This is a genomic window from Pigmentiphaga sp. YJ18 (genome assembly GCF_038066655.1).
In the GTDB taxonomy this organism is placed as follows: domain Bacteria; phylum Pseudomonadota; class Gammaproteobacteria; order Burkholderiales; family Burkholderiaceae_B; genus Pigmentiphaga.
The window spans coordinates 171,595-195,874 of record NZ_JBBUKU010000002.1; the positions used below are offsets into that span (position 1 = coordinate 171,595).

General features: G+C 69.7%; 21 protein-coding genes. 9 read left to right on the plus strand and 12 right to left on the minus strand.

Annotated elements, in window-relative coordinates; translation table 11 throughout:
* The first annotated feature begins 14 nt into the window (after nucleotides 1-14).
* From WKR98_RS14625 to WKR98_RS14640, 4 genes are all read left to right on the plus strand, one after another.
* Complete coding sequence (locus WKR98_RS14625) at nucleotides 15-1,013, plus strand: 2-hydroxyacid dehydrogenase (protein ID WP_341433944.1); 999 nt, start codon at nucleotides 15-17, stop codon at nucleotides 1,011-1,013.
* The gene (locus WKR98_RS14630) at nucleotides 1,006-2,751 is read left to right on the plus strand and encodes a dihydroxy-acid dehydratase (protein ID WP_341433945.1); all 1,746 of its coding nucleotides are present in this window, start codon (nucleotides 1,006-1,008) and stop codon (nucleotides 2,749-2,751) included. Before WKR98_RS14625 ends, WKR98_RS14630 begins: the two co-directional genes overlap by 8 nt.
* A complete protein-coding gene (locus tag WKR98_RS14635; protein WP_124689864.1) occupies nucleotides 2,748-3,260 on the plus strand; it encodes a 2,4'-dihydroxyacetophenone dioxygenase family protein in 513 nt (170 codons plus the stop codon). The genes WKR98_RS14630 and WKR98_RS14635 overlap by 4 nt, the downstream gene beginning before the upstream one ends.
* Before the next feature lie 73 nt (nucleotides 3,261-3,333).
* A complete protein-coding gene (locus WKR98_RS14640; RefSeq protein WP_341433946.1) occupies nucleotides 3,334-4,293 on the plus strand; it encodes a LysR family transcriptional regulator in 960 nt (319 codons plus the stop codon).
* Nucleotides 4,294-4,303: 10 nt separating this feature from the next.
* Here the strand turns inward: WKR98_RS14640 and WKR98_RS14645 are convergent, their stop codons facing one another.
* The 9 genes from WKR98_RS14645 to WKR98_RS14685 form a co-directional block, all read right to left on the minus strand.
* The gene (locus WKR98_RS14645) at nucleotides 4,304-5,035 is read right to left on the minus strand and encodes a SapC family protein (protein WP_341433947.1); all 732 of its coding nucleotides are present in this window, start codon (nucleotides 5,033-5,035) and stop codon (nucleotides 4,304-4,306) included.
* A 10-nt stretch (nucleotides 5,036-5,045) separates the two neighbouring features.
* Nucleotides 5,046-5,771, minus strand: coding sequence for a fumarate/nitrate reduction transcriptional regulator Fnr (gene fnr, locus WKR98_RS14650; protein WP_124689861.1), 726 nt, complete (start codon nucleotides 5,769-5,771; stop codon nucleotides 5,046-5,048).
* Between the two features lie 58 nt (nucleotides 5,772-5,829).
* Nucleotides 5,830-6,726, minus strand: coding sequence for a LysR family transcriptional regulator (locus WKR98_RS14655; protein WP_124689860.1), 897 nt, complete (start codon nucleotides 6,724-6,726; stop codon nucleotides 5,830-5,832).
* Between the two features lie 83 nt (nucleotides 6,727-6,809).
* Nucleotides 6,810-8,750 carry a hybrid sensor histidine kinase/response regulator gene (locus WKR98_RS14660; RefSeq protein ID WP_238160010.1) on the minus strand — a complete coding sequence of 647 codons (1,941 nt, stop codon included), beginning with the start codon at nucleotides 8,748-8,750 and terminating at the stop codon, nucleotides 6,810-6,812.
* Nucleotides 8,747-9,232 (minus strand): response regulator, encoded by a 486-nt coding sequence (locus tag WKR98_RS14665; protein ID WP_124689859.1) that lies wholly within the window; start codon nucleotides 9,230-9,232, stop codon nucleotides 8,747-8,749. The genes WKR98_RS14660 and WKR98_RS14665 overlap by 4 nt, the downstream gene beginning before the upstream one ends.
* Nucleotides 9,233-9,242: 10 nt before the next feature.
* A complete protein-coding gene (locus WKR98_RS14670) occupies nucleotides 9,243-11,399 on the minus strand; it encodes an ATP-binding protein (RefSeq protein ID WP_124689858.1) in 2,157 nt (718 codons plus the stop codon).
* A gap of 121 nt (nucleotides 11,400-11,520) precedes the next feature.
* A complete protein-coding gene (locus WKR98_RS14675; RefSeq protein WP_124689857.1) occupies nucleotides 11,521-12,288 on the minus strand; it encodes an ABC transporter permease in 768 nt (255 codons plus the stop codon).
* 45 nt (nucleotides 12,289-12,333) lie between these two features.
* The gene (locus tag WKR98_RS14680; RefSeq protein WP_341433948.1) at nucleotides 12,334-13,116 is read right to left on the minus strand and encodes an ABC transporter ATP-binding protein; all 783 of its coding nucleotides are present in this window, start codon (nucleotides 13,114-13,116) and stop codon (nucleotides 12,334-12,336) included.
* Nucleotide 13,117: 1 nt separating this feature from the next.
* Nucleotides 13,118-14,179, minus strand: a complete 1,062-nt coding sequence (locus WKR98_RS14685; RefSeq protein WP_124689855.1) for an ABC transporter substrate-binding protein — start codon at nucleotides 14,177-14,179, stop codon at nucleotides 13,118-13,120.
* 196 nt (nucleotides 14,180-14,375) lie between these two features.
* On the opposite strand from WKR98_RS14685, the gene WKR98_RS14690 reads away from it, so the two are divergent.
* Nucleotides 14,376-15,158 (plus strand): class II glutamine amidotransferase, encoded by a 783-nt coding sequence (locus WKR98_RS14690; RefSeq protein WP_124689854.1) that lies wholly within the window; start codon nucleotides 14,376-14,378, stop codon nucleotides 15,156-15,158.
* An 18-nt stretch (nucleotides 15,159-15,176) separates the two neighbouring features.
* On the opposite strand, the gene uraD is transcribed toward WKR98_RS14690, so the two are convergent.
* Both uraD and puuE read right to left on the minus strand, forming a co-directional pair.
* On the minus strand, nucleotides 15,177-16,949 hold the full coding sequence (uraD, locus tag WKR98_RS14695) for a 2-oxo-4-hydroxy-4-carboxy-5-ureidoimidazoline decarboxylase (protein WP_341433949.1): 1,773 nt from the start codon (nucleotides 16,947-16,949) through the stop codon (nucleotides 15,177-15,179).
* An 8-nt stretch (nucleotides 16,950-16,957) separates the two neighbouring features.
* Nucleotides 16,958-17,899, minus strand: coding sequence for an allantoinase PuuE (puuE, locus tag WKR98_RS14700; protein ID WP_124689852.1), 942 nt, complete (start codon nucleotides 17,897-17,899; stop codon nucleotides 16,958-16,960).
* Nucleotides 17,900-18,069: 170 nt separating this feature from the next.
* On the opposite strand from puuE, the gene uraH reads away from it, so the two are divergent.
* Complete coding sequence (uraH, locus tag WKR98_RS14705; protein WP_087840597.1) at nucleotides 18,070-18,423, plus strand: hydroxyisourate hydrolase; 354 nt, start codon at nucleotides 18,070-18,072, stop codon at nucleotides 18,421-18,423.
* Here uraH and WKR98_RS14710 read toward each other — a convergent pair.
* A complete protein-coding gene (locus tag WKR98_RS14710) occupies nucleotides 18,386-19,372 on the minus strand; it encodes a LysR family transcriptional regulator (protein ID WP_341433950.1) in 987 nt (328 codons plus the stop codon). The two genes, uraH and WKR98_RS14710, sit on opposite strands and share 38 nt — an antisense overlap.
* 143 nt (nucleotides 19,373-19,515) lie before the next feature.
* On the opposite strand from WKR98_RS14710, the gene xdhA reads away from it, so the two are divergent.
* Genes xdhA through xdhC form a run of 3 tightly spaced genes read left to right on the plus strand, consistent with a single transcriptional unit; the run spans nucleotide 19,516 to nucleotide 24,277 of the window.
* Nucleotides 19,516-21,117, plus strand: a complete 1,602-nt coding sequence (gene xdhA, locus WKR98_RS14715) for a xanthine dehydrogenase small subunit (protein ID WP_341433951.1) — start codon at nucleotides 19,516-19,518, stop codon at nucleotides 21,115-21,117.
* Nucleotides 21,114-23,438 carry a xanthine dehydrogenase molybdopterin binding subunit gene (gene xdhB / locus WKR98_RS14720; RefSeq protein ID WP_341433952.1) on the plus strand — a complete coding sequence of 775 codons (2,325 nt, stop codon included), beginning with the start codon at nucleotides 21,114-21,116 and terminating at the stop codon, nucleotides 23,436-23,438. The genes xdhA and xdhB overlap by 4 nt, the downstream gene beginning before the upstream one ends.
* Nucleotides 23,435-24,277, plus strand: coding sequence for a xanthine dehydrogenase accessory protein XdhC (gene xdhC, locus WKR98_RS14725; protein WP_341433953.1), 843 nt, complete (start codon nucleotides 23,435-23,437; stop codon nucleotides 24,275-24,277). Before xdhB ends, xdhC begins: the two co-directional genes overlap by 4 nt.
* Nucleotides 24,278-24,280 lie beyond the last annotated feature (3 nt).

Here is a 24,280-nt window from a genome sequence, read left to right on the forward strand (position 1 = left end):
TCCGGAGAAGTGCCATGTCGCAATCCCTGCCCACCGTCATCGTCAGCGCTCCCGTGCCGCCCGACCTGCGCGCGGCCATCGAGGCGGCCTGCAGGATCGTCGACGTACCCACGGGCCAGCGGCTGGACGAGGCGGTATCCGCCGCCGACCGCGCCGTGGCGCGCGGCGTGCTGTGCACGGTGCGCACCCCGGTGGACGCCGCTGCGCTGGAGGCGCTGCCGGCCGTCAAGGTGGTGTCCAATTTCGCCGTGGGCTACGACAACGTCGATGTGCCGCGTGCCACGCGGGGAGGCGTGCTGGTCTGCAATACGCCGGGCGTGCTCGATCGCGCGGTGGCCGACCTGACGATGGGCTTCGTGATCTGCCTGGCGCGGGACATGGTGGAAGGCGACGCCTACGTGCGCCGGGGCGCCTGGCTGCGGGGGCCCGCGCCGCTGACCGCGGACCTGGCGGGCAAGACCTTGGGGCTGCTGGGCATGGGCCGCATCGGCCGCATGGTGGCCCGGCGCGCGCAGGCCTTCGACATGCGGGTGATCTATCACAATCGCAACCGCGACACGCCGTCCGAGCAAGAGGGGCTGGCCGCCTACCGCTCGCGCGATCAACTGCTGGCCGAGTCCGATTTCCTGAGCGTGCACGTCCCCCTGTCCGCCGGGACGCGCGGCTCGGTGGGGATGCGCGAGTTCGAGGCCATGAAGTCTTCGGCTTATCTGATCAATACCGCGCGCGGGGCGGTGGTGGACGAGGCGGCGCTGGTCCAGGCGCTGCGGGACGGCCGTATCGCGGGAGCCGGGCTGGACGTAATGGAACGCGAGCCGCTGGACCCCGCCAGTCCGCTGTGCGCGCTGTCCAACGTGGTGCTGCAGGCGCATGCGGGCAGCGCCACGGTGGAGACGCGGCGCGCGATGATGGAACTGGCGGTGGCCAACCTGCTGGATGCCTTGGGAGGACGGCAGCCTCGCGCCATGGTGAATCCCGCGGTGCGCGACGGTCTGGGGGCGGTCCATGCATGACGAGCCGCCCCAAGGCCTGGACCGGGGCCTGACCCACTACGGCGACAGCGAGTTCGCGCGCTTCCTGCGCCGCTCGTTCGCCTTGTCCATGGGGCACACGCGCGAGGCGCTGGCACGGCCCGTCATCGGCATCGCGCATCCCGGCGGCGAGTTCAACAACTGCCACCGGCATTTTCCCGAGCTGATCCAGGCGGTCAAGCGCGGCGTGCTGGCCGCGGGCGGGCTGCCCATGGAGTTTCCCAGCATCTCGCTGGGCGAGCCGTTCCTGCATCCGACCAGCATGATGTTTCGCAACCTGATGTCCATGGACGTGGAAGAGATGATCCGTGCCCAGCCCATGGACGCGGTGGTGCTGGTGGGCGGTTGCGACAAGACCGTGCCGGCCCAGTTGATGGGGGCGCTGTCGGCCGGATGCCCGGCCATCCAGCTGGTGGGGGGGCCCATGATGACGGGCCGCCATCGCGGCGAGCGCCTGGGCGCCTGTACCGATTGCCGGCGGCATTGGGGCCGCTACCGCGCCGGCGCCATCGACGCCGGCGAGATCGGCGCGATCGAAGGCAACCTGGCGACCACGGCGGGGACCTGCGCGGTCATGGGCACGGCCAGCACCATGGCCTGCGTGGCCGAGGCGCTGGGCATGATGCTGCCGCACACGGCGGCGATTCCGGCGGTCCACGCCGATCGCCTGCGGGCCGCCGAGGCCTCGGGCGCGCAGGCGGTCAGGCTGGCGCGGGACGGCCTGCGGCCGGACGCCATCGTGACCGGCAAGGCGGTGGACAACGCGCTGCGGGTGCTGCTGGCGATCAGCGGATCGACCAACGCGGTCCTGCACCTGACGGCAATCGCCGGACGGCTCGGATTGCCGGTGGACGCCGCGCGGCTGAACCGGCTGTCGGAAGAGACGCCGGTACTGGTCGATCTCAAGCCCACGGGTTCGCATTACATGGAGGACCTGTACGCGGCCGGCGGCGTGCAGGCCATCCTGCGCGAACTGCGCGAGCTGCTGCACCTGGACTGCCTGACCGTGACCGGCCGCACGGTGGGCGAACTGCTGGACGCGCAGCACGACGCCTGGGTGGACCGCGCGGTGATCCGGCCGCGCGCCCAACCGCTCAAGCCCGAGGGCGGGCTGCTGGCCCTGTCGGGTTCGCTCGCGCCCCACGGCGCGCTGATCAAGCGCGCGGCGGCGGACGAAGCGCTGTTCGAGCATACCGGCAGGGCGGTGGTTTTCGACACCCTGGAGGACATGGCCGAGCGGCTCGATGCCGAAGACCTGGACGTGCGGCCCGACGACGTGCTGGTGCTGCGCAATGCCGGGCCGCTGGCGGCCGCCATGCCCGAGGCCGGCTACATCCCGATCCCGGCCAAACTGGCACGCCAGGGCGTGCGCGACATGGTGCGCATCTCGGACGCTCGGATGAGTGGTACCGCATACGGCACCGTGGTGCTGCACGTCTCGCCCGAGGCCGCGGCGGGCGGTCCGCTGGCCCTGGTCAGGAACGGCGACCCGATCCGCCTGTCGGTGGCGCGGCGCACGATCGACCTGCTGGTGGACGAGGCCGAGCTGGAGCGCCGCCGCGCCGGCTGGACACCCGCGCGGCCGATGGCGCAGCGCGGCTACCAGTGGTTGTACCAGCGGCACGTGATGCAGGCCGAGCATGGCTGCGACTTCGATTTCCTGCGCGCATCGGCGCGCCCCGACGATGCCGGTGATGGCCGGCAAGGAGACCCGGCATGACCGGAACCGTGTTCGCCCAGCCCCTGGCGCAACTGCCGGGCATCCTGCCCGAGATCGCGATCGACGCCATCCCCGCCGACGAGCGCGTCTGGGTGCCGCAGGCGCCCAACGTCTGGTTCCGTCCGCTGTTCCTGAACACGCTCGGCGGCGGCTGGTGCAACCTGCTGCGGGTGCGCCGTTCGGGCGTCCTGAGCCGGCACATCCATCCCGCGCCGGTGTTCGGCTACGTCATCAAGGGCTCCTGGCGCTACCTGGAGCACGATTGGGTGGCCTCGGCCGGCCGCTTCGTGTTCGAGCCGCCCGGCGAAATCCACACCCTGACGGTGGACGCGAATGCCGAGCACGACGAGATGATCACCTTTTTCAACGTCAGCGGCGCCATGGTCTACCTGGACGAGCAGGGCATGCAGATCGGCTACGAGGACGTGTTCAGCAAGATCGAGATGTGCAGGCGCCACTACCGGGAAGTGGGCCTGGGCGAGGACTACGTGCGGCGGTTCATCCGCTAGCCGCTTCCGGGTTCAGTCGGAAGCCGGGGCCCGCATTGTCTATTCGGGACCCGGCGGATATAGTCATGCTGCCATGGACATCAACAAGCTCGACCTGAATCTCCTGCTGGTCTTCGAGGCGCTCTATCTCGAGCGCAACGTGACGCGCGCGGGGGAACGGGTAGGCCTGTCCCAGCCATCCATGAGCAATGCCCTGCTGCGTTTGCGCAACCAATGCAACGACCCCTTGTTCGTGCGCACGCAGGGCGGCATGGAACCCACCTCGTATGCGTCCGAACTGGCGGGCAGCGTGCTGCGCGCGCTGGAGCTGGTGCGCAACGGTTTCGAGCAGGCCAGCGGCTTCGATCCGGCCTCCAGCCAGCGCAGCTTCACGCTGCTGATGTCCGATTTTTCCCAGTTCCTGGTGCTGCCGCAGCTCGTGGCGCGCTTCAAATCGTCGGCGCCAGGCATCAGCCTGGAGGTCAGCAGCCTGAGCCGGGAGCATTACCGGGCGGCGCTGGAGAACGGCGACGCCGACCTCGCGGTCGGCAACCTGCAGGAGCTGCAGAGCGGCTTCTACCAGCAGGGCCTGTTCGTCGACCAGCACGTCTGCGTGATGGGCAGCGGCTTTCGCAAGGCGGGCGAGGCGATCACGCTGGATGAATACCTCGCGGCACGGCACCTGGTGGTGACGGCCAACAAGACCGACCTGCAGATCGAAAAGGAACTGGGCAAGCAGGGGCACCGGCGCGAGGTGGCGCTGCGCGTGCCCAACTACCTGGTGCTGCCCAAGATCCTGGCGCAGACGGACCTGATCGTCACGGTGCCCGAGGTCATCGCCCAGGCCATCACCGACGATGCGGCCGGGGCGACCTGGTCGCGGCTGCCTTTCCAGACCCCGCATACGCACATGCGCCAGTTCTGGCATGCGCGCTACCACCATGACAGCGCCAATACCTGGCTGCGCCGGCAGATCGCCGACCTGCACATAGGCGCCAGCCTGCGCAAGGTGGGAGCCGGCCCGACGCCGCCGGTGTGTCCGGAAGCGGCGTGAGGCGCGGCGGCTAGCCGGCCAGCGTGACCAGGTGGCCCCAGTTCAGCCGCGATTGCAGATGGAAGTAGGTCATGGCCAGCCAGCCCTTGCGCATCCACGCGGCGGCCGTGGCGTCCGGCAACTGGTCGAAGCGGGTCTCGTCAACGACCAGGAAGCCATCCAGCGTGACGCGCTCGCCGCCTTGCAGGTCCACGGCCACCTGGCGCGGGATCAGCAGGTTCTCGGCCCGCAGGGCCGCGACGTAGTCGCGCGTCATGGCCAGGCCGGCCTGGAGTTCTCCCAGGAATTGCAGCATTTCCCCGACCACGGGAGCGGGCTGCCCACCCTCGAACAGGGGCTGGGCATCGGCGGCGGAACTGCGCAGGTGTTCGGCGTCCTCGTCCACGCACAGCGCGTAGCGCTGGCTGGCCGGATCTTCCTGCAGGATGAACGGATAGCGCCGCAGGTGCGCGGGAATGTAGCGGCTGGGCCGCCACCGCCCCGCGTCGTCCACCATCAGGTTCTGCGCGTTGCGCAGGCCCAGCACCGCCATGGGCATCTGCTCCTCGCCGGCGAACACGATGGGCAGGTCGCGCGCCGCCATCGCGAACTCCGTGGCCACCAGCGGCACCGCGGTCTGGCCGCGCGCGAAGGCGTAGCCGGCCTGGCGGTCGAACCGCAGATGGGCGTGGCGCTGCGGGTCCAGGGCGCGGGCCAGGGCGAACATGGGGGCGTTGGCGCCCGCCTGGGGGGAGGTGGTCATCGATTTCCTGCTAGCAATGGGGGCCGGCCAGGCGCCGCAGCGCCGGCATGTCGAGGATCTCGACCTGCTTCTGCTGGATGCGCAGCACGCCGGACTTGGCGAAGCGCGAGAATAGGCGGCTCACGGTTTCGAGGGTCAGCCCGAGGAAGTTGCCGATTTCCTCGCGGCTCATGCGCAGCACGAAGGCCGACGAGGAATAGCCGCGTGCGGCCAGGCGTTCCGACAGGCTGATCAGGAACACGGCCAGCCGCTCCTCGGCGCGCATGGTGCCCAGGGACAGCAGCATCTGCTGGTCCTGTTCGATTTCGCGGCTCATCAGCCGCATGAGCTGGCGCTGCAGCGAAGGCAGGTGGTTGGCCAGCGAGGACAGGTCGCGCACCGGGATCACACAGACCTCGCTGTCCTCCAGCGCGATGGCGGTCGAGGCGTGGCTGTTGCGGCCCAGGCCGTCCAGCCCGACGATTTCGCCAGGCAGGTGAAAGCCGGTGATCTGCTGGCGGCCGTCGGCCAGTTCGAGATAGGTCTTCAGGGTGCCGAAGCGGATGCCGTAGACGGCGTCCAGGCCGTCCTCGAAGCGAAAGAGGGATTCGCCCCGGGCCAGCCGCACACGCTGCTGCACCAGTTCGTCCATGCGGCCGGCGTCCTCCGCGGCCATGCCCACGGGCAGGCAGAACTGCCCCAGCCCGCAGGTCGAGCAGCGTACGGAGTCTGGGGTAACTGGAATGCGTTTGGTCATGGCTTGTCTTTGTTCTGAGCCGGCCGCGGCGGCCTGGGCGGGCGCCAGCCCGGGAAGGCTAGGGCAGGCGCTTGGCGTAGCTTTGCCGCAGCATGTCGATGAAGACCCGGACGCGCAGCGGCAGATGCTTGCGCTGAGGATACACGGCGTAGATGGCGTTGGGGGGCGCGGCGAATTCGTCGAGCACCGTCACCAGCCGGCCTTCCTTGAGGTCGTCCTCGATTTCCCACAGCGATCGCCATGCCAGCCCCCGTCCGTCCAGCGTCCAGGCATGGAGCACGGCGCCGTCGGTGCATTCCAGCGTACCCGATACGCGCTGCGGTGTCGTCTTGCCGTCGACGGCGAAGAGCCAGCCGCGCGCCTGATTGACGCCGGTGCCGAAGGACAGGCAGTTGTGGCGTGCCAGGTCGGTGGGGTGCTGCGGGGTGCCGTGCCGGCGCAGGTAGGCGGGCGCGGCCACGACCATGCGGCGGTTGTCGGCCAGGCGCACGCTGACCATGCTGGAGTCGGCCAGGTCGCCGATCCGGATGGCGCAGTCATAGCCTTCGTTGACCAGGTCCACCAGCCGGTCGCTCAGGTCCAGTGTCACGGTGATGCCGGGATGGGCATCCAGCAGCCGCGGCAGCAGGGGCGCGACGTGGCGCCGGCCGAAACCGCCGGGCGCGGTGACGCGGAAATGCCCCTTGGGATGTTCGCCGCCCGCCGCCACACTGTTCTCGGCGTTCTCGAGCGTTTGCAGGATCTGCTGGCATTCCTCGAAGAATTCCGTGCCTTCGGCGCTGAGCGAGATCTTGCGCGTGGTGCGGATCAGCAGCTTGACGCCCAGCCGGGCTTCCAGCGCATCGATGCGCCGGCCGATGACGGCGGGCGCGACGCCTTCGCTGCGGGCCGCGGCCGACAGGCTTCCGCGTACGACGGCCGAGACGAAGGATTCGATCTGCTTGAAGCGGTCCATGGGACGGGCGATTTATGCAAAATAGTAAATAATTTGCGCCCGATTTTAGCCCATCCTTAAAAACCGACGGTAGCGCCGGGGTATCAAGGCTGGGGGTCGCGCTGCAGGACGCGGATCAACTGGTCGATGTCCAGCGGCTTGGTCAGGTGGAAGGCGAAGCCGGCGTCCAGGCAGCGGCGCACGTCGGATTCCATGCCATAGCCCGTGAGCGCGACCGCGATCTGGTCGGGCTGGGGAGCGTAGCGCCGCAGCACGTCGATGCCGTCGCCGTCGGGCAGCCCCATGTCGCTGACCAGGACGTCGTAGCGCCTGGCGTCGACGCAGCGGCAGGCCGCCGCCACGTTTTCCGCGACCTCGACCTCGTAGCCGTATTCGGCCAGCAGGAACTGCATGGCCTCGGCGGTATCGATGTTGTCCTCGACCAGCAGGATGGTGGCGGGGCGGACCAGGGGAGCGGACACGGGAAGGGTCTCCTCGGTGGGGGCGTGCAGGGAGCCGCTGGCCGGGTCGTCCAGCGTCAGCGTGAAGGTCGTGCCTTTGCCCTGGCCGTCGCTGCGCACGCTCAGGGTGCCGCCGTGGCGCTGCGCCAGCGAGCTGGCGATGGCCAGCCCCAGCCCCAGGCCGCCGCGCGACTGGGCGGCGTCTTCCTCGCCCTGGTCGAAGGCATCGAAGATGCGCTTGAGGGCCTGCGGGGGGATGCCTATGCCCGTGTCCGAGACGTCCACCGCGATCCTGCCCGGCACCGGCTGGTACATGGTGACGCGTATCTCGCCGCCGCGCGGCGTGAATTTGATGGCGTTCTTCAGCAGGTTCCAGACGATCTGCTGCAGGCGGGCCGGGTCGGCCTGCACGATGACCGGGTAGGGCAGGGGCGTGTAATGCAGCTCGATGTGGCGAGCGGCGGCTTCCTCGCGGAAGATCTCGGCGATCCCGTTCAGGATGCCAACGAGATCGGTGGGTTCCAGGCGCAGGCTCAGCTTGTCGTTGACGATCTTGGAGATGTCCAGCAGGTCGTCGATCAGGCGAGCCTCGACCTCGACGTTGCGCTTGATCAGTTCGACGCTGCGGCGGCATTCGGGGGCCAGGTCCTGGCGCAGGTCCAGCGCCTGCGCCGCCGCGTAGATGGGCCCCAGCGGCGTGCGCAGTTCGTGCGAGAGCACGGCCAGGAACCGGTCCTTGGCGCGGTTGGCGGCCTCGGCCTGTTCCTTGGCCATCTGCAGCAGGTCGGCCGCGACCCGGCTGTCGGTCATGTCGCGCACGATGCGGGAGAAGCCGTGCACGGCGCCGCCGTTGCCGAAGATGGCGGTGGTCACCACCGAGGCGTAGAAGGTGGCGCCGTTCTTGCGCATCAGCCAGCGCTCCTCGGCCAGGCTGTTGCCGGTGCCGATGTCGGCGAGCTGCTGGCGCAGCGAGCCGGGCTCGGGCTGGCCCGGCTCGGGCGGAAGGTTGAACATGTCGCCGGGCCGTCCGATCACCTCTTCGGCCGGATAGCCGAACAGCCATTCCGAGGCGCGATTCCAGCTTTCTATCGTGCCGTCCAGCGACAGCGTGGCCACCGAGTAATCGCGCAGCGCGTCGATCAACTGCCCGAAATAGGTTTCGCTCTCGCGCAGCCGGCGCTCGGCATCGTGCCGCGACCGCCGTTCGCGGGCTTCGTCCAGGGCCCGCCTCACGACGATGGGCAGGCGCTCCAGGCGCTGCTTGAGCACGTAGTCGGTCGCGCCTTCCTTCAGCATGTCGACCGCGTGTTCCTCGCCCAGCACGCCGGAGACGAAGATGAAGGGCAGCGCGCTGGGGTGGCTGCGCACGATCCGCAGCGCCTCGCTGCCCGGAAAGCCCGGCATGTGGAAGTCGGACAGCACGAGGTCGAAGTTCCCGCCGTCCAGGGCGCGGATGAAGTCGGCCTCGTTGTTGACGATCACGCTCTCCACGCTGAGTCCCGCGATCGACAGGCGTTCCAGGGTCAGTTCCGCATCGTGGGGATCGTCCTCGGCAAGCAGGACGCGCATGGCGGGCGGGTTCACGTGGGCAGGCTCCGGGAGTCGCGGTTGCCGCGGCCGGCGGCGCGGCGCAGAGAGCCGGGAGGCGGCTCGTTCAACACCGCCCAGAATACGCCCAGTTCTCCGATCGCGCGTACGAAATCCGGGAAATTCACCGGCTTGACCACGTAGGCGTTGACGCCCAGGTCGTAGGCGCGCACCAGGTCGCTTTCCTCGCTGGACGAGGTCAGCATGACCACGGGCACGTTCTGTAGCCCACGGTCCTCGCGTATGAGCTGGAGCAGTTCCAGTCCGTCCATCTTGGGCAGCTTCAGGTCCAGCAGGATGACCGCGGGGTTGCCGGCCGGCCGGTCCTGATGATGCCCGCGCCGGAACAGGTAGTCGGCGGCTTCCTCGCCGTCGCGCGCGACCACCACGTCGTTGGCGAGCTGGCTTCTTTCGAGCGCGATCAGGGTCAGTTCAAGGTCCTGGGGACTGTCTTCGACCAGCAGAATGGGCTTGAGCATGACGGGGGTCTCACTCCTTCAGGTCGGCCGCGGTCGCGGCGGGGGGCGGGGCGTCGGGCAGGAACACGTAGAAGGTCGCCCCCTGGCCAGGGCTTCCTTCGGCCCATACGCGGCCGCCGTGGCGTTCGACGATGCGGCGGACATTGGCCAGGCCGATGCCCGTGCCCTCGAATTCTTCCATGCGGTGCAGACGCTGGAATACGCCGAACAGTTTGCCAACGTATTTCATGTCGAAGCCCACGCCGTTGTCGCGCACATGGATGACGTGGCCGCCGTGGCGCGGTTCGGCGGCGATCTCGATCACCGCGGGGTCGCGGCCGCGCGTGTACTTGATGGCGTTGGACAACAGATTGCGCAGCGCCAGGTGCATGTAGGCGGCGTCGGCGTGGACGGACGGCAGGTCGCCCATGATCCATTCCACCGGGCGGCCGTCGAGGTCGGGGGCGAGTTCGCGACGTATCTGCTCGAGCGCCTGCGCCAGGTCCACTTGCGAGGGCCGCAGGGCCGAGCGGCCCATCTGCGAGAAGGTCAGCAGCGCATCGACCAGCCTGCCGGCGAAGCGGGCCGAGTCGCCGATATTGTCGAGGTAGCGCGCGCCGCGGTCCGACAGATGGGCGCCTTCGTATTCGCGCAGCAGGTCGGCGTAGCCCGCGATATGGCGCAGCGGCGCGCGCAGGTCGTGCGAGACGCTGTACGAGAAGGCTTCGAGTTCCTGGTTGATGCGGCCCAGTTCGTCGGCCAGGCCGGCCAGTTCCTCGGCCTTGCGCAGCACCACGCCGGTAATGGCGGTACGCAGCTCCGCCGCGCTTTCCAGCTCGCAGGGTTCCCACGGGTGGGCGCGGCCGCGCGTCCACTCCGGCCTGAACCAGAGCACGTAGTTGGCATGCAGCTCCGATATCGGCAGGGCCAGCACACCGCAGGCCACGCGGCGCAGCGCGGCGAATTCGGGCGCCGCCTCGGGCAGGCTGGCTGTGTGGAAGAGCCCGGTGCCATCCGTGCTCGCAAGGCGGGCCGCCAGCGCCTGCACGGCCCGATGGCTGGGCGCCTGGCCGAAGGTCAGGCATTCGTCGCCATGCACGATGGCCGCGCCGGACGCATCCGCGAACGCCAGCAGTTGGGCCGGCATGCTGGCCAGCCCGGCGGGGACGCTGTCATGCCGGGACATCGCGGCCAGCAGCACACCCATCAGGCGTTGCAGTTCGTGCCGCCGCTCCGCTTCGGCCTGGGCCTGGCGGGCATCGATCTGCAGCGCGACGACCTGCACGAGCAGGTCGCATTGGGCACGGACGGCCGGCGGCATGGCCCGGGGCTGGGCGTGATGGCAAGCGATCATGCCCCACAGCCGGCCCTGCGACATCAGCGGCAGCGACATGGCCGCGCGGGCGCCCACGTTCTCCAGGCAGTGCAGCAGCGCGGGCGGCGCCGCGCGCAGGCCGGCCAGGCTCAGGTCCGTGCAGGCGCCCGTATCGGGGTTGCGGGAAGGTTCCAGCGGCGAGGGTTCGCTGCCGGTGTCGGGGATGTAGCTCAAGCGTTGGGCACGGTCGTCGCGGCGCGCCTCGAGCGACGGGTCGTCGGCCGGAAAACGCCGGCCCAGCAGCGAGGCATAGCCGCGGCCGCGCCGTTCGGCGTTGATGCGGCCATGGCCGTCGAGGTCGAGTTCATAGGCGATCACGCGTCCGAAACCCGTCATCTTGCGAATGCGTTCGACCGCCAGGGCGCACAGTTCATCGGCGGTCTGGCAGCGATGGGCGCGATCGACGAAGTCGCCCAGGTCGGACGGCCGGACCGTCGGCGCCACGGGTTCGAACTCGGCCACGATGGATCCGCCGTACCGGTGGACCACCAGGTCGAAGCGGCCGGCCACGGCGACGAAGGCCACCGTGTCCAGGTGCTGGGGCGTGCGTTCGGCCTGGGTCGCGGCGCGCAGCCGCTCGTGGAAGCGGCTGTCGGCGGGCCGCACCAGGTACGACAGCCGCTGGCCCAGCAGCACGGCCGGCGGCGCGTTCAGGTGCTGTCGCACGGAGGCGCTGGCCTGCAGGATCGTGCCGCGGGCACGGTCGAGCACGAGCAGGAAGCCGTGGGGCTGGATGCCGGACGGCGGGCGGGTGGACCCGCTCGCACGCGCGGCCGGAATGTCCTTGCCGGACGCGGGACTCGGGAGGTGCACCTGGTTCGGGATCGAAGAGGGCGAACCCCGATAGTATGCCCGCCCCGGCGCGTGTCCCGCGCGCCGGCCGGATTATGTAGCGATACTTACAGCGCGTCTCAATTCGGAGACGGGTCCGGCCTCAGGTGCCCTGGTTGCCCCGGTGGGCCCACGCCGTGGTGCGTTTTTCCACCAGCGCGAACAGCTCGTACATGGCCATGGCCATCACGCCTATCACCATCAGGCCCGAGAAGGCCAGCGGCATCTTCATGGCCGAGCCGGCCGACACCAGCAGGTAGCCGATGCCCTCGTTCGAGGCCGCCATCTCGGACACGGTCGAGCCGACGAAGGCCAGCGTGATCGCCACTTTCAGCGAGGCATAGAAATACGGCAGCGACCGGGGCAGCCCGACCTTGAGCAGCACGTCCATGCGCTTGGCGCCCAGCACACGCAGCACGTCCTCGAGTTCGGGCTCGAGCGTGGCGAGCCCGGTGGCGATGTTGACCATGATGGGAAAGAACGAGATCAGGAAGGCGGTCAGCACGGCGGGGCCGATGCCGATGCCGAACCACACCACCAGCACCGGCACGAAGGCCGCCTTGGGCAGGGCGTTGAACGCGGTCATCAAGGGGTACACGGCCGTGTAGGCCAGGCGCGAGCTGCCGATGACGAAGCCCAGCACCACGCCCACCACGATGGAGATGCCGAAGCCGGCCATCGTGACCCAGAAGGTGCGCCAGGCATGCATGGCGATGACCGGCGCGTAGTCGATGGTGGCCTGCAGGATCTGCGAGGGGCTGGGGAAGATGAACTCGGACACTTCGAAAACCCGGCAGATGATCTCCCACAGGATGATGACGGCGGCCAGCAGCGTGATCGGGGCGAGACGTTGGGCGAGGGTGTTGTTCATCGGGCGAGTCGGCGTGGGGAGGCGGGAAAGCGCGCGGGGCGCCGGTCAATGTCCGATCTGGGTGCGCAGTTCCAGCACCAGGGCGTTGAAGTCGTCGGAATAGGTGGTCTCGAGTTGCCGGGGCCGTGGCAGTTCGATATCCCGGCGAGACAGGATGCGGCCGGGGCGCTTGCTCATCACGTACACGGTATCGGCCAGGAACACGGCCTCGCGCAGGTCGTGGGTGACCAGCACCACGTTGAAGCGGCGCGCGCTCCAGAGGTCGCGCAGGACGCACCACAGTTCCTCGCGCGTGAACGCGTCCAGCGCGCCGAAAGGCTCGTCCAGCATCAGCATTTCGGGTTCGTGGATGAGCGCCCGGCACAGCGATGCGCGCTGCTGCATGCCGCCCGACAGCTCCCACGGGAACTTGTGCTCGTAGCCGCCCAGCCCGACGGTGGCCAGCAGCGCCCGCGCGCGGTCGGTGTATTCGGCGCGCCGGGCCCGGAAGCTGGAGCGGTAGGGCTCGACGATCTCCAGCGGCAGCAGGACGTTGTCGAGCGTGGTGCGCCAAGGCAGCAGATTGGGAGCCTGGAAGGCCATGCCGACGATCTTCAGGGGGCCGGTGACCCGGTTGCCGCCCACGGTCACGGTGCCGCGGGTGGGCGACTTCAGGCCGGTCGTCAGCTTCATGAAGGTGGACTTGCCGCAGCCCGAGGGGCCGACGATGGCAACGAACTCGCCCTTGTCTATCGAGAGGCTGATGTCCTCGACCGCGTAGTCGCCCGCCCGCTCCAGGGCAGCGTTGTAGGCCAGCGAGACCCGCTGGAAATCGACGAAGGCCGCCATGTCACTTGCCGCGCAGCACGGAAGCCGTCAGGGATTTTTCCGGCAGGAACGAACGGTCGAACGCCATCTCGGGCTTGACCGAGGTCTTGGTGCCGTAGGTGCGGGTGACCTGGGCCGCCATCAGCGCCATGCGGGCGGGTTCGATGTCGCCGAAGCCGTCGGCGCGCGCATCGGGCGTATCGATGGCGGTCTGGATCGCCAGCCGCAGGCGCTTGAGTTCCAGCGGCGCGTCGATGATGCCGTCCCGTTCCTTGACGGTGGCGATCGAGGCGGCCGGATCGGCCAGCACGTCGCGCGTGGCCTTGGCCACCGCGCGCAGGAAGCCCTTGACCGCCTCGGGATGATTCCTGGCGAAATTGCGGTCGGCGATGATGGCGTTGCCGTACAGCTTCACGCCGTATTCGGGATAGGACATGATGGCGATGTCCTGGTCCTTGACGCCGCGCGCGTTCAGGTTCAAGAGCGAGGTGAAGTAGAAGCCGGTGATCGCGTCGACGTCGCCGCGCGCGAGCATGGTCTCGCGCAGCGCCGGATCCATGCTGACCCAGGTGACCTTGGCGTCGTCGATCTTGTTGGCCTGGGCGAAGATCGGGAAGGACCGGCGGCCGCCGTCGAACGAGGGCGAACCCAGCTTCCTGCCTTCGAGGTCCCTGGGGGTCTTGATGCCGCTTTTCTTGAGCGAGAACACCGCCGCCGGCGTGTTGTTGTAGATCATCATGACGCCGGTGGGCTGGTTGGGCGCGCCGGGGTTGTTGCCCTGGAATTCCATCAGCGCCGCCAGGTCGGCGAAACCCATTTCGTACGAACCCGAGGCCACCCGGTTCACTGCCGCGCCCGAGCCGCTGCCGGCGTCGATGGTCACGTCCAGCTTTTCCTGCTTGAAATAGCCCTTCTTGGCCGCCACCAGGAAAATCGCGCTCGGCCCTTCGAAGCGCCAGTCGAGCTGGAAGCGTATCTTGGTATCCTGGGCGTGGGCGGCGGGAGCGGCCCAGACCGTGGCCAGCGACAGCGCCAGGCCGGCGAGCACGGCACGGCGATCCGGGGTGCGAGGTGTCGTCTTCATGCTGGGGTTTCCTCGGGTGAGTGGGGACGGTTGTGCCGTCCCGGGTTTTGTGGGGAGAATACATCCCGGTTTCGCACCCCAACAATGCGAGGTAAACCCGCATTGGTGCGGCGTTTCCCCGGTTTGGGGCGTACCGGTTTCCACCCGTATCAAAAGCAGGATCCATGCCCGTTTTCTTGCACCGCGAAGGTTCCCCATGTGCCAATTGCTAGGCATGAACGGCAACACGCCGACCGACATCGTCTTCAGCTTCACCGGCTTCGCCACCCGCGCGGGGCGTACCGGCGAGCACGTCGACGGCTGGGGCATCGCCTTCTTCGAGGGAGCGGGGGTGCGCCACTTCGTGGACCACGAGCCGGCGCTGCTGTCGCCGGTGGCGGACCTGATCCGGCACTATCCGATCAAGTCGCGCAACGTGATCGCGCACATCCGCAAGGCGACGGTGGGGCGCGTGGCGCTGGAGAACTGCCATCCGTTCGTGCGCGAACTGTGGGGGCGCTACTGGGTGTTCGCGCACAACGGCGACCTGGTGAACTATCTCCCGGCGCTGGACGGCCCCTACCGGCCGGTGGGCGACACCGACAGCGAACGGGCCTTCTGCTGGATGCTGCAATGCCTGCGGGCGCGCTTCGCCTGTCATCCGGGCATCGAGGCCCTGGCCGACGCCCTGGGCGAACTGAGCGCGGGAATCGCCGCGCACGGCACCTTCAATTTCATGCTGTCGGACGGCGAGGCCCTGTACGTCCATTGCTCCACGCGCCTGCACTACCTGGTGCGCCAGCACCCCTTCGCCACCGCCAGCCTGTCGGACGAGGAGGTCAGCGTGGACTTCGCCCAGGTCACCACGCCCGACGACCGCATCGCGGTCATCGTGACCGAGCCCCTGACCACCAACGAGGTCTGGCGCCGCTTCGAACCCGGCGAACTGATGGTGTTCGTCGACGGCGCGCCGGTGCTGGCGCGCCTGGTCAGCGGCTGAGGGCGGCGCGGCGGCCCGCTACGAGGCGGCCGCCATCTGTTCCAGGAAGTCCAGCATCAGTTCGCCGGCCAGCTGGGCGTCGTCGGCCGTCATGGTCTCGAGCGGGTTGTGGCTGATGCCGCCGTTGCCGCAGCGAGTGAACAGCATGGTGATGGACGTGGCCTCGGCCAGCTTCATGGCGTCGTGGCCGGCGCCCGACGGCAGTTCGAAGACGGGCAGGCCGCGGTCGGCAATGGCGCGGGACCACATGGCCATCTGTTCGTGGGCGCAGGGCGCGGCGGCGGCGCGCATCAGTTCCTCGGTCGCGACCGAGATGCCACGCCGCGAGCAGATGGCCGAGACCTCCCGCTCGATGTCGGCCAGGGCCGCGTCGCGCACGGCGTTGTCGGCGGCGCGCAGGTCCAGCGACAGGGTGCAGGCGCCGGGGATGACGTTCACCGATCCGTGCGGCACGTTCAGCATCCCCACCGTGCCGACCAGCGACGGCGCCTGGGCGCAGCGCCGTTCCACCGCCAGCACGATCTCGGCGGCGGCACAGGCGGCGTCGCGGCGCATGTCCATGGGGGTGGTGCCGGCATGGCTGGCCACGCCGGCCAGGGTCATGAGGCGGCGCACGCTGCCGGCGATGGAGGTGACCACGCCCACGGGCAGGTTGCGTTCCAGCAGCACCGGGCCCTGCTCGATGTGGATCTCGAAGTAGTGCCGCAGGCGCGCCGCCTCGGCCGCCGCCTTGCCCAGCTGTTCCGGGTCGAGCCCCGCGAGCTGCATGGCCTCGCGCATGCTGACGTCGGACGCGTCCAGGGCGTCCAGCACGCCGGGATCGAAGCGGCCGATGTAGGCCGACGAGCCCAGGAAGGTGCTGCCGTAGCGCACGCCTTCCTCTTCGGCGAAGGCCACCACGTCCAGGTCGAAAGGCAGGCGGCGGTTGCGCCGCTTCAGGTCGGCCACCACGGCGATAGGCAGCAGGACCCCCAGGCGGCCGTCGTACTTGCCGCCGTTGCGGACCGTGTCGTAGTGGCTGCCGGTGGCCACCAGCGGCGGCTCGGCCACCGTGGGGGCGGCCCGGTAGCGGCCCACGACGTTGCCGGCCGCGTCCTGGTAGACCGAGTCGAAGCCGGCCTCCAGCATCCAGGCCTGGATGCGGGCCGCCACCGCGCGGTGGGCCGCGGACAGGTAGGTGCAGGTCAGGTGGTCGGGCGAGTCGGAATAGCTGGCCAGCGTCTCGGCCCAGCCCATGACGGTGTCGCCGTAGGGACGCGTCAGCGACAGCCGGTCCGCCAGCCGGATCTCGGCGATCCGGTCGATCTGTCGCAAGGCCTCGGCGAACTCCTGGTCGGGCGCGTGGCGCAGCCGGCGTTCCAGGGCGGCGATGATGTCGTAGCGGCTCAGGCCGGCGCCCGTGGGGCCGCGCACCGCGATGATGAAGGGAAATCCGAAGCGGCTGTTGTAGGCCGCGTTCAGTTGTTGCAGCAGCTCGAATTCCTCGGGCGAGCACTGGGTGAGTCCGGCGCGCGCCTGTTCGCCGGCCGAGTCCTCGGTCAGCTGGCCCGCCACGGCGGCGCGGCCCGCCAGCTCCGGGTGGGCGCGGATCAGCGCCAGCTGTTCGTCCCGGCTGGCCTGCCGCACGGTTTGCGACAGCGCGTACTTGAGGGCGGCGGCCGAGGCGAAGGGGCGCAGGGCAAGGGTCCGTTCCAGCACCCAGGGGCTGTGCTCGTACAGGCCGTCCAGGAACTGGACGAAGCGGACGGGATCGGCGGTATTCAGGACGTCGAGCGTGAGCGAGGCGGTCATGGCGGGGATCAGGAGGCGGAGCCGGCGGCCGGCGTGTACGGGTGTTCTTGCTTCCAGTGGCGGGCGATGTCGACGCGGCGGCATACCCAGACGTCCTGGTGTTTCTCGACGTGGTCCAGGAAGCGCTGCAGGGCCGTGAAGCGGCCGGGCCGGCCCAGCAGCCGGCAATGCATGCCCACCGACATCATGCGCGGCTTGTCGGCGCCTTCCGTGTAGAGCACGTCGAAGGTGTCGCGCAGGTAGTGGAAGAAATGATCGGCGGTATTGAATCCCTGCGGCGTCGCGAAGCGCATGTCGTTGGCGTCCAGCGTGTACGGGACGATCAGGTGGGGCTTGCGCGCGCCGGAGGACGTCTCGACTTCGGTCCAGAACGGCAGGTCGTCGCCGTAGTAGTCGCTGTCGTACAGGTAGTCGCCCTGTTCGACCAGCAGGCGGCGCGTGTTGGGGCTGTCGCGTCCCGTGTACCAGCCCAGGGGCCAGGCGCCATCGGTCAGCCGGCGCAGGATTTCCGTGCCGCGATGCATGTGCTCGCGCTCGGTGGCCTCGTCCAGGTTCTGGTAGTGGATCCAGCGCCAGCCATGGCAGGCGATCTCGTGCCCATGCTCCAGGAAAGCCGCCGTGGCTTCCAGGTTGCGCTCGAGCGCCATTCCGCAGCCGAACACCGTGAGCGGCAGTCGCCGCCGCTCGAATTCGTTCAGGATGCGCCAGACGCCCGCGCGCGAGCCGTATTCGTAGATGGAGTCCATGCTCATGTGCCGCGCCGGGTAGGCGGCCGCGCCCACGATCTCGGACAGGAACTGTTCGGAGGCGGCGTCGCCGTGCAGGACGTGGTTCTCGGCGCCTTCCTCGTAGTTCAAGACGAACTGCACGGCCACGCGGGCGCGGTTGGGCCAGCGCGCGTCGGGAAGGTGGCGGCCGTAGCCGATCATGTCGCGGGGATATGCTGTCATGGCGCGGGCAACGAATCAGGAGTGGAAACGGAACGGACACGCATGGACATTCTCCCATGCCGGGCGGAAGGGCCGCGGGCGGGGATGTAGCCGCTAGCGAAACTATATACACTTTTGTCCTCGCGCCGGCCGGCGCGCGCCGCGCCATCGCGTTCCATCAAAGGATACCCATGGGAAAGCTGACCACCCACGTTCTCGATACCGCCCATGGCTGTCCGGCCGCGGGCATGAGGATAGAACTGTTCCGCATGGATGACGGCCAGGCGGTCCTGCTGCGGCAACTGTCCACCAATGCCGATGGGCGCGTGGACGGAGCCCTGCTTGAAGGCGACGAGCTCGTCGCCGCCGCCTACCGCCTGGTGTTCGAGGCCGGCGACTATTTCGCCGCGCGCGGGCTGGCGCTGCCCGAACCGCGCTTCGTCGATCGCGTCGCGCTCGACTTCGGCATCGCGCAGCCCGGCCAGCACTACCACGTGCCGCTGCTGGTCAGCCCCTGGAGCTGGAGTACGTATCGGGGGAGCTGACGGCCGGCGCGCGCACGCTGGCGGCGATCTGTTCGCGCAGCCAGCGCACGGGGCCGTCGCGCCGCGCGCGCGGGTGCCACAGCAGGTAGTACTGCAATGACGGCAGCGGAATGGGAAGCGGCATCACCGAGACCGGCAGCGAGCTGGCGAAGAAATCGGTGAAGCGCCTGCCGGTGGTCAGCAGCAGGTCGGTCTGCGTCAGCACGTAGGGAATCAGGCTGAACACGGGACATTCGAGCGCGATGTGGCGCGTGTGTCCCAGCCGCGCGAGCATGGCGTCGACCGTGCTGCGCAGGCCAGGGCGCATCGCCGTGGGCGCGGCGTGGCGCGCCTGCAGATAGGCCTGCGCGGTCAGGCCGCGGCGCGCCAGGGGATGGTGGCTGCCCATCATCACCACCAGTTCGTCCTCCATCAGCGGCAGCCGGTGCAACTGCGCCGGCGGGTCGGGCCAGTTGGCGATGACCAGGTCCAGGCGGCCGTCGCCCAGTTTCTGCGCGTAGTCCAGGTCGTCCGTCAGCGGGTGCACGCTCAGCGCCAGGGCGGGCGCGGCGGTGCGCAGCCGGCCGGCCAGGCGCGGCAGCAGCATGGGGTCCAGATAGTCCGGCGCGGCCAGGTGCAGGGTGCCGCGCGCCTTGCGTGGATCGAATTCGTCCGGGGGCGCCAGGAAGTGCTCGGCCTGCGCCAGCATTTCCCGCGCCGGCGCCTCCAGCGACAGGGCGGTGGCGGTAGGTACGACGCCGCCCGGCCCGCGCGCGAACAGCAGGTCGCCGGTCAGGCGGCGCAGCCGGGCCAGCCGGCCCGACAGCTGGGGCTGGCCCATGCCCAGCCGTATCGCGGCGCGCGAGACGTGCAGCGTGTCCAGCAGCGTGACGAAGGCCTGGATGTCGGTCAGGCTGAGGCGGGACAGGTCGGTGCTGCCCGGGGGGGCGGCGGGCGGGGAGGCGGGCATGGGGGCTCCGGCGAATCATCCATGAAAATGGATAATGCTCATCTTTGGATGAAGATGACAAGCCCCGCCAGGGCGCGTATGTTTCGGATATGGTCCCTGGCGTGCCGCGACGGACGCGGCGGGCGTACTCCTGGCAGAGCGACATGGCTTCCGATCCTCCCTCCCCCGATACGCCGCCGGAGCTGCGGGTTCGCCCCGTGCGCTTCTGGCATGGCCCCAGGCTGGTCGAACTGGGCGGCTTGCCGCCCGCCCTCACAGTGCTGGAATGGCTGAGGGAACAGGCCGGCTGCCATGCCGCCAAGGAAGGCTGCGCCGAAGGCGATTGCGGCGCCTGTACCGTAGCGGTAACCGACCTGGACGACGCCGGCGATCTTCGTGTGCGTGCCATCAATGCCTGCATCCAGCCCGTGGCGGCGCTGGACGGCAAGCTGCTGGCGACCGCCGGCGACATCGGCGAACCCGGGGCCCTGCATCCCGTGCAGGCGGCCATGGTGGCGCACCATGGTTCGCAATGCGGCTTCTGCACCCCGGGCATCGTGATGTCGCTGTATGCCATGTACGAGGGCCGGCGGCTGGCCGATGACGCGGCGGTTGGCCGCGAAGAGGCAGTGCGGGCCTTGTCCGGCAACCTGTGCCGGTGCACGGGGTATCGCCCCATCCTGGACGCGGCGCAGGCGATGTGCACACCGGACTGGCAGGGCGAGACGGCCGGCGGGATGCGCGAGCGCCTGGCGCAGGTGGCGCCCGGTCCGCAAGCCTGGACCGCGCCGGAATCCACCGAAGGTTTCGAGGGCCATGCGCGCGGGCGCTTCCTGGCGCCGCGCACGCTGGCGCAACTGGCGGCGCTGCGCGCGGCGCATCCGGACAGCCGCATCGTGGCCGGCGCGACCGACGTCGGCCTGTGGGTGACCAAGCAGCATCGCGCGCTGGGCGACGTGTTGTGGATAGGCGGGGTGTCCGAACTGGCCACGATCGATCGCATCGGCCGGGATGCGCTGGCATCGTCGCGCTGGGAAGCGGATGTCGCGTGCCTGGAGATCGGCGCGGCCGTCACCGTCGAGGACGCGTGGCGGGCGCTGGCGCCGCACTTTGCCGCCTGTATCGATTACTTCGACCGCTTCGCCTCGGTGCCGGTGCGCAACAGCGCCACGCTGGTCGGCAACGTCGCGAACGGTTCGCCCATCGGCGACACCGCGCCGCTGCTGATCGCGCTGGGCGGCTCGGTGGTGCTGCACCGGCAGGGCCGCGAGCGGATCCTGCCGCTGACCGATTTCTATCACGGCTACCAGAAGAACGACCTGCGTCCGGGCGAATTCATCCGCGCCGTGCGTGTGCCGCTGCCCGGCGCCGATGTCGCGGTCCATGCCTGGAAGCTGTCCAAGCGGGTCGAGCAGGACATCAGCGCGGTGGCCTTGGCCACGGCGCTGCGCGTGGAAGGCGGCCGCATCGTGGCCGCCGGCGTGGGGGCGGGCGGCATGGCCGCGGTGTCCAGCCGCGCCGTGCGCACCGAGCAGGCGCTGCTGGGCCTGCGGGTGGACCAGCCCGCCGCGGCGCTGCGCGACAGTCCCGGCATGCGGGCGGCCTGGCAGGCCATGCACGACGAATTCGATCCCCTGGACGATCTGCGCGCCAGCGCGGCCTATCGGCGCCAGGCCGCGGCCAACCTGCTGCTGCGTTCCTGCCTGCAACTGGCGCGGCAGGCGCCGGCCACGCGCCTGGGCGAACTCGCGGCGATACAAGCATGAACGCGCCCGACCATCCCGGCATCCTGAACGTCAAGGCCGAGCCGCAGGCCTGCGGCGTGGCGGCGCCGCACGAGGCGGCGCACCTGCACGTCAGCGGCCGCGCGCTGTATGTCGACGACGTGCCCGAGCCGCGCGGCACCCTGTTCGTCGCTCCCGTGTTGTCGAAGGTCGCGCACGGGCGATTGAAGAGCCTGGATGCCTCGGCCGCGCTGGCGGTGCCCGGCGTGCGCCGCGTGGTGACCGCCACCGACCTGCCCGCCGCCAACGTGGTGGGGGCGGGGCACGACGAACCCATCCTGCCCGCGGACCTGATCGAATACCTGGGCCAGCCGGTCGCGCTGGTCGTCGCCACCGGCGCCAAGGCGGCGCGCGTGGCCGCGCGGGCGGTGCGGATGGAGGTCGAGCCGCTGCCGGCCATCCTGACCATAGCCGAGGCGCTGGCGGCCGAGTCCTGGGTGCTGCCCCCGGTGCATCTGGCCGAAGGCGACGTCGAGGCGGCCATGGCCGCCGCGCCCCACCGCCTGCAAGGCGAGTTCGCGATGGGCGGGCAGGAACAGTTCTACCTGGAAGGACAGGTCGCCCTGGCCATGCCGGGCGAGGACGGCACGATGAAAGTGCTGTCGTCCACTCAGCATCCGGGCGAAGTGCAGCACTGGGTGGCCGATGCGCTGGGCGTGCCGGCCCATTCGGTGCAGGTCGAATGCCGCCGCATGGGCGGCGGATTCGGCGGCAAGGAGACCCAGGCCGGCCACATCGCGGTATGGGCGGCGGTGGCGGCGCGCATCGCCGGGGCACCGTGCAAGATGCGGCTCGACCGCGACGACGATTTCCTGATCACGGGCAAGCGCCATCCCTTCCTCGGCCGCTGGACGGTGGGCTTCGACGGCCAGGGGCGCATCCTGGCCATCGACCTGATGCAGGCGGCGGCCTGCGGATTTTCGGCCGACTTGTCGGGGCCGATCGCCGATCGCGCCATCTTCCATGCCGACAACGCCTACTACCTGCCGGCCGCCGCCATCCACAGCTATCGCTGCAAGACCCATACCCAGTCCCATACGGCCTTCCGGGGCTTTGGCGGGCCCCAGGGCGTGGGCATGATCGAGGCGGCCCTGGACGACATCGCCCGCCACCTCGGCCTGGATCCGCTGGCCGTGCGCCGGATCAACCTGTACGGCGATGCGCCCCGCGACCGCACGCCCTACGGGATGCAGGTCACCGACAACATTCTTCCCGCGCTGATCGAGAGGCTGGAGGCCGACTGCGGCTACGCCGGGCGGCGCGAGGCCATCGCGCGCTGGAATGCCGCCAGTCCGGTGATCAAGCGCGGCCTGGCCCTGACGCCCGTGAAATTCGGCATCTCGTTCACGGCCACGATGTTCAACCAGGCCGGTGCGTTGGTGAACGTCTATACCGACGGTTCGGTCACGGTGAACCACGGCGGGACCGAGATGGGGCAGGGGCTGCACACCAAGGTGTGCCAGGTCGTGGCCGACACGCTGGGCGTGCCGCTGGCATGGGTGCGCATCACCGCCACCGATACCGGCCGGGTGCCCAACGCCTCGGCCACCGCCGCTTCCAGCGGCACCGACCTGAACGGCCGGGCGGCCGAGTTCGCGGCGCGCGAGGTGCGCGACCGCCTGCGCGCCCATGTGGCCGGCACGCGCGGCCTGGATGTGGCGCAGGTGTCGATACGCGGCGGCAAGGTGCTCGTGCCCGGCGCCGAACTCGATTTCGTGGCCGTGGCCAAGGCGGCCTACGCCGCCCGCGTGTCGCTGTGGTCGGACGGCTACTACGCCACGCCCAAGATCCACTACGACCACCAGACCATGCGCGGCCTTCCGTTCTACTACTTCGCCTACGGCGCGGCGGCGACCGAGGTCGCGGTCGATACCCTGACCGGCGAGACGCGGGTGCTGCGCGTGGACATCCTGCACGACGTGGGCCGGTCCATCAATCCGGCCATCGACCTGGGCCAGATCGAAGGCGGCTTCGTGCAGGCCGTGGGCTGGCTGACCTCCGAGGAGTTGGTCTGGAAGCCGGACGGCACGCTGGCCACGCATGCGCCGTCCACCTACAAGATCCCGACCTCGGGCGACGTGCCGGCCGATTTCCACGTGGCGCTCTGGCCCGAGCCCAACCGCGAGGACAACGTCTACGGCTCCAAGGCCGTGGGCGAACCGCCTTTCATGCTGGGCTTCGCCGCGTTCTTCGCCATACGCGAGGCGGTGGCCGCGGCCCGGCGCGAACAGGGACGCACCCCGCTCGTGCCCTTGTCGGCGCCCGCCACGCCCGAGGCCGTGCTGCGAGCCGTGGAGCAATGACGCATACCGCGCTGCTGCCCCAGGGGCTGGCCGATTTCGCCCGCGCGGCGCGCGGCCGGGCCGTGTGCCTGGTCCGTGTGCTGGAAGTGCGGGGCAGCGCCCCGCGCGGCATCGACGCGGCGCTGCTGGTGGGCGCCGAAGGCTTTGCCGGCACCATAGGCGGCGGCCACCTGGAGTACGAAGCCATCGCCTACGCGCAGTCGCTGCTGCGGCAGGCCGAGGCCGGCTGCACGGCCGAGCAGACGCGCCGCTTCGCGCTCGGTCCTTCGCTGGGCCAGTGCTGCGGCGGCAGCGTGGAGCTGCGCTTCTCGGTGCTGGCGGATGGGGACGAGGCCATGCCGCGGCTGCAAGGGCTGGAGGCGCGGCCGCACGAACTCTGGCTGTATGGCGCCGGGCACGTGGCGCGGGCGCTGGTGCACGTCATGCTGCCGCTGCCGTTCCGGATACGGTGGCTGGACACCCGCGAAAACGTCTTTCCGCAGCCGCTGCCCGGACAGGTCGAGACGCTGCAGACCGATGACCTCGCGGCCGAAGTCGCCGACGCCGCGCCCGGCGTCATGCACCTGGTCATGACCCATAGCCACGCGCTGGATTTCGACATCGTGCGCGCGGTGCTGGAGCGCGGCGATGCCGCCTATTGCGGGTTGATCGGCTCGGCCACCAAGCGCACGACCTTCGAGCGGCGCCTGCGCGCGCGGGGCATGGCCGAGGCAGGCATCGACGCGCTGGTGTGTCCGGTGGGGCTGCCGGCGATTCCGGGCAAGCTGCCGGGGATTATCGCGGTCTCGGTGGCGGCGCAACTGCTGCTGGCCGCGCAGGCGGTGGAAGCGCGGGCTTGAGGC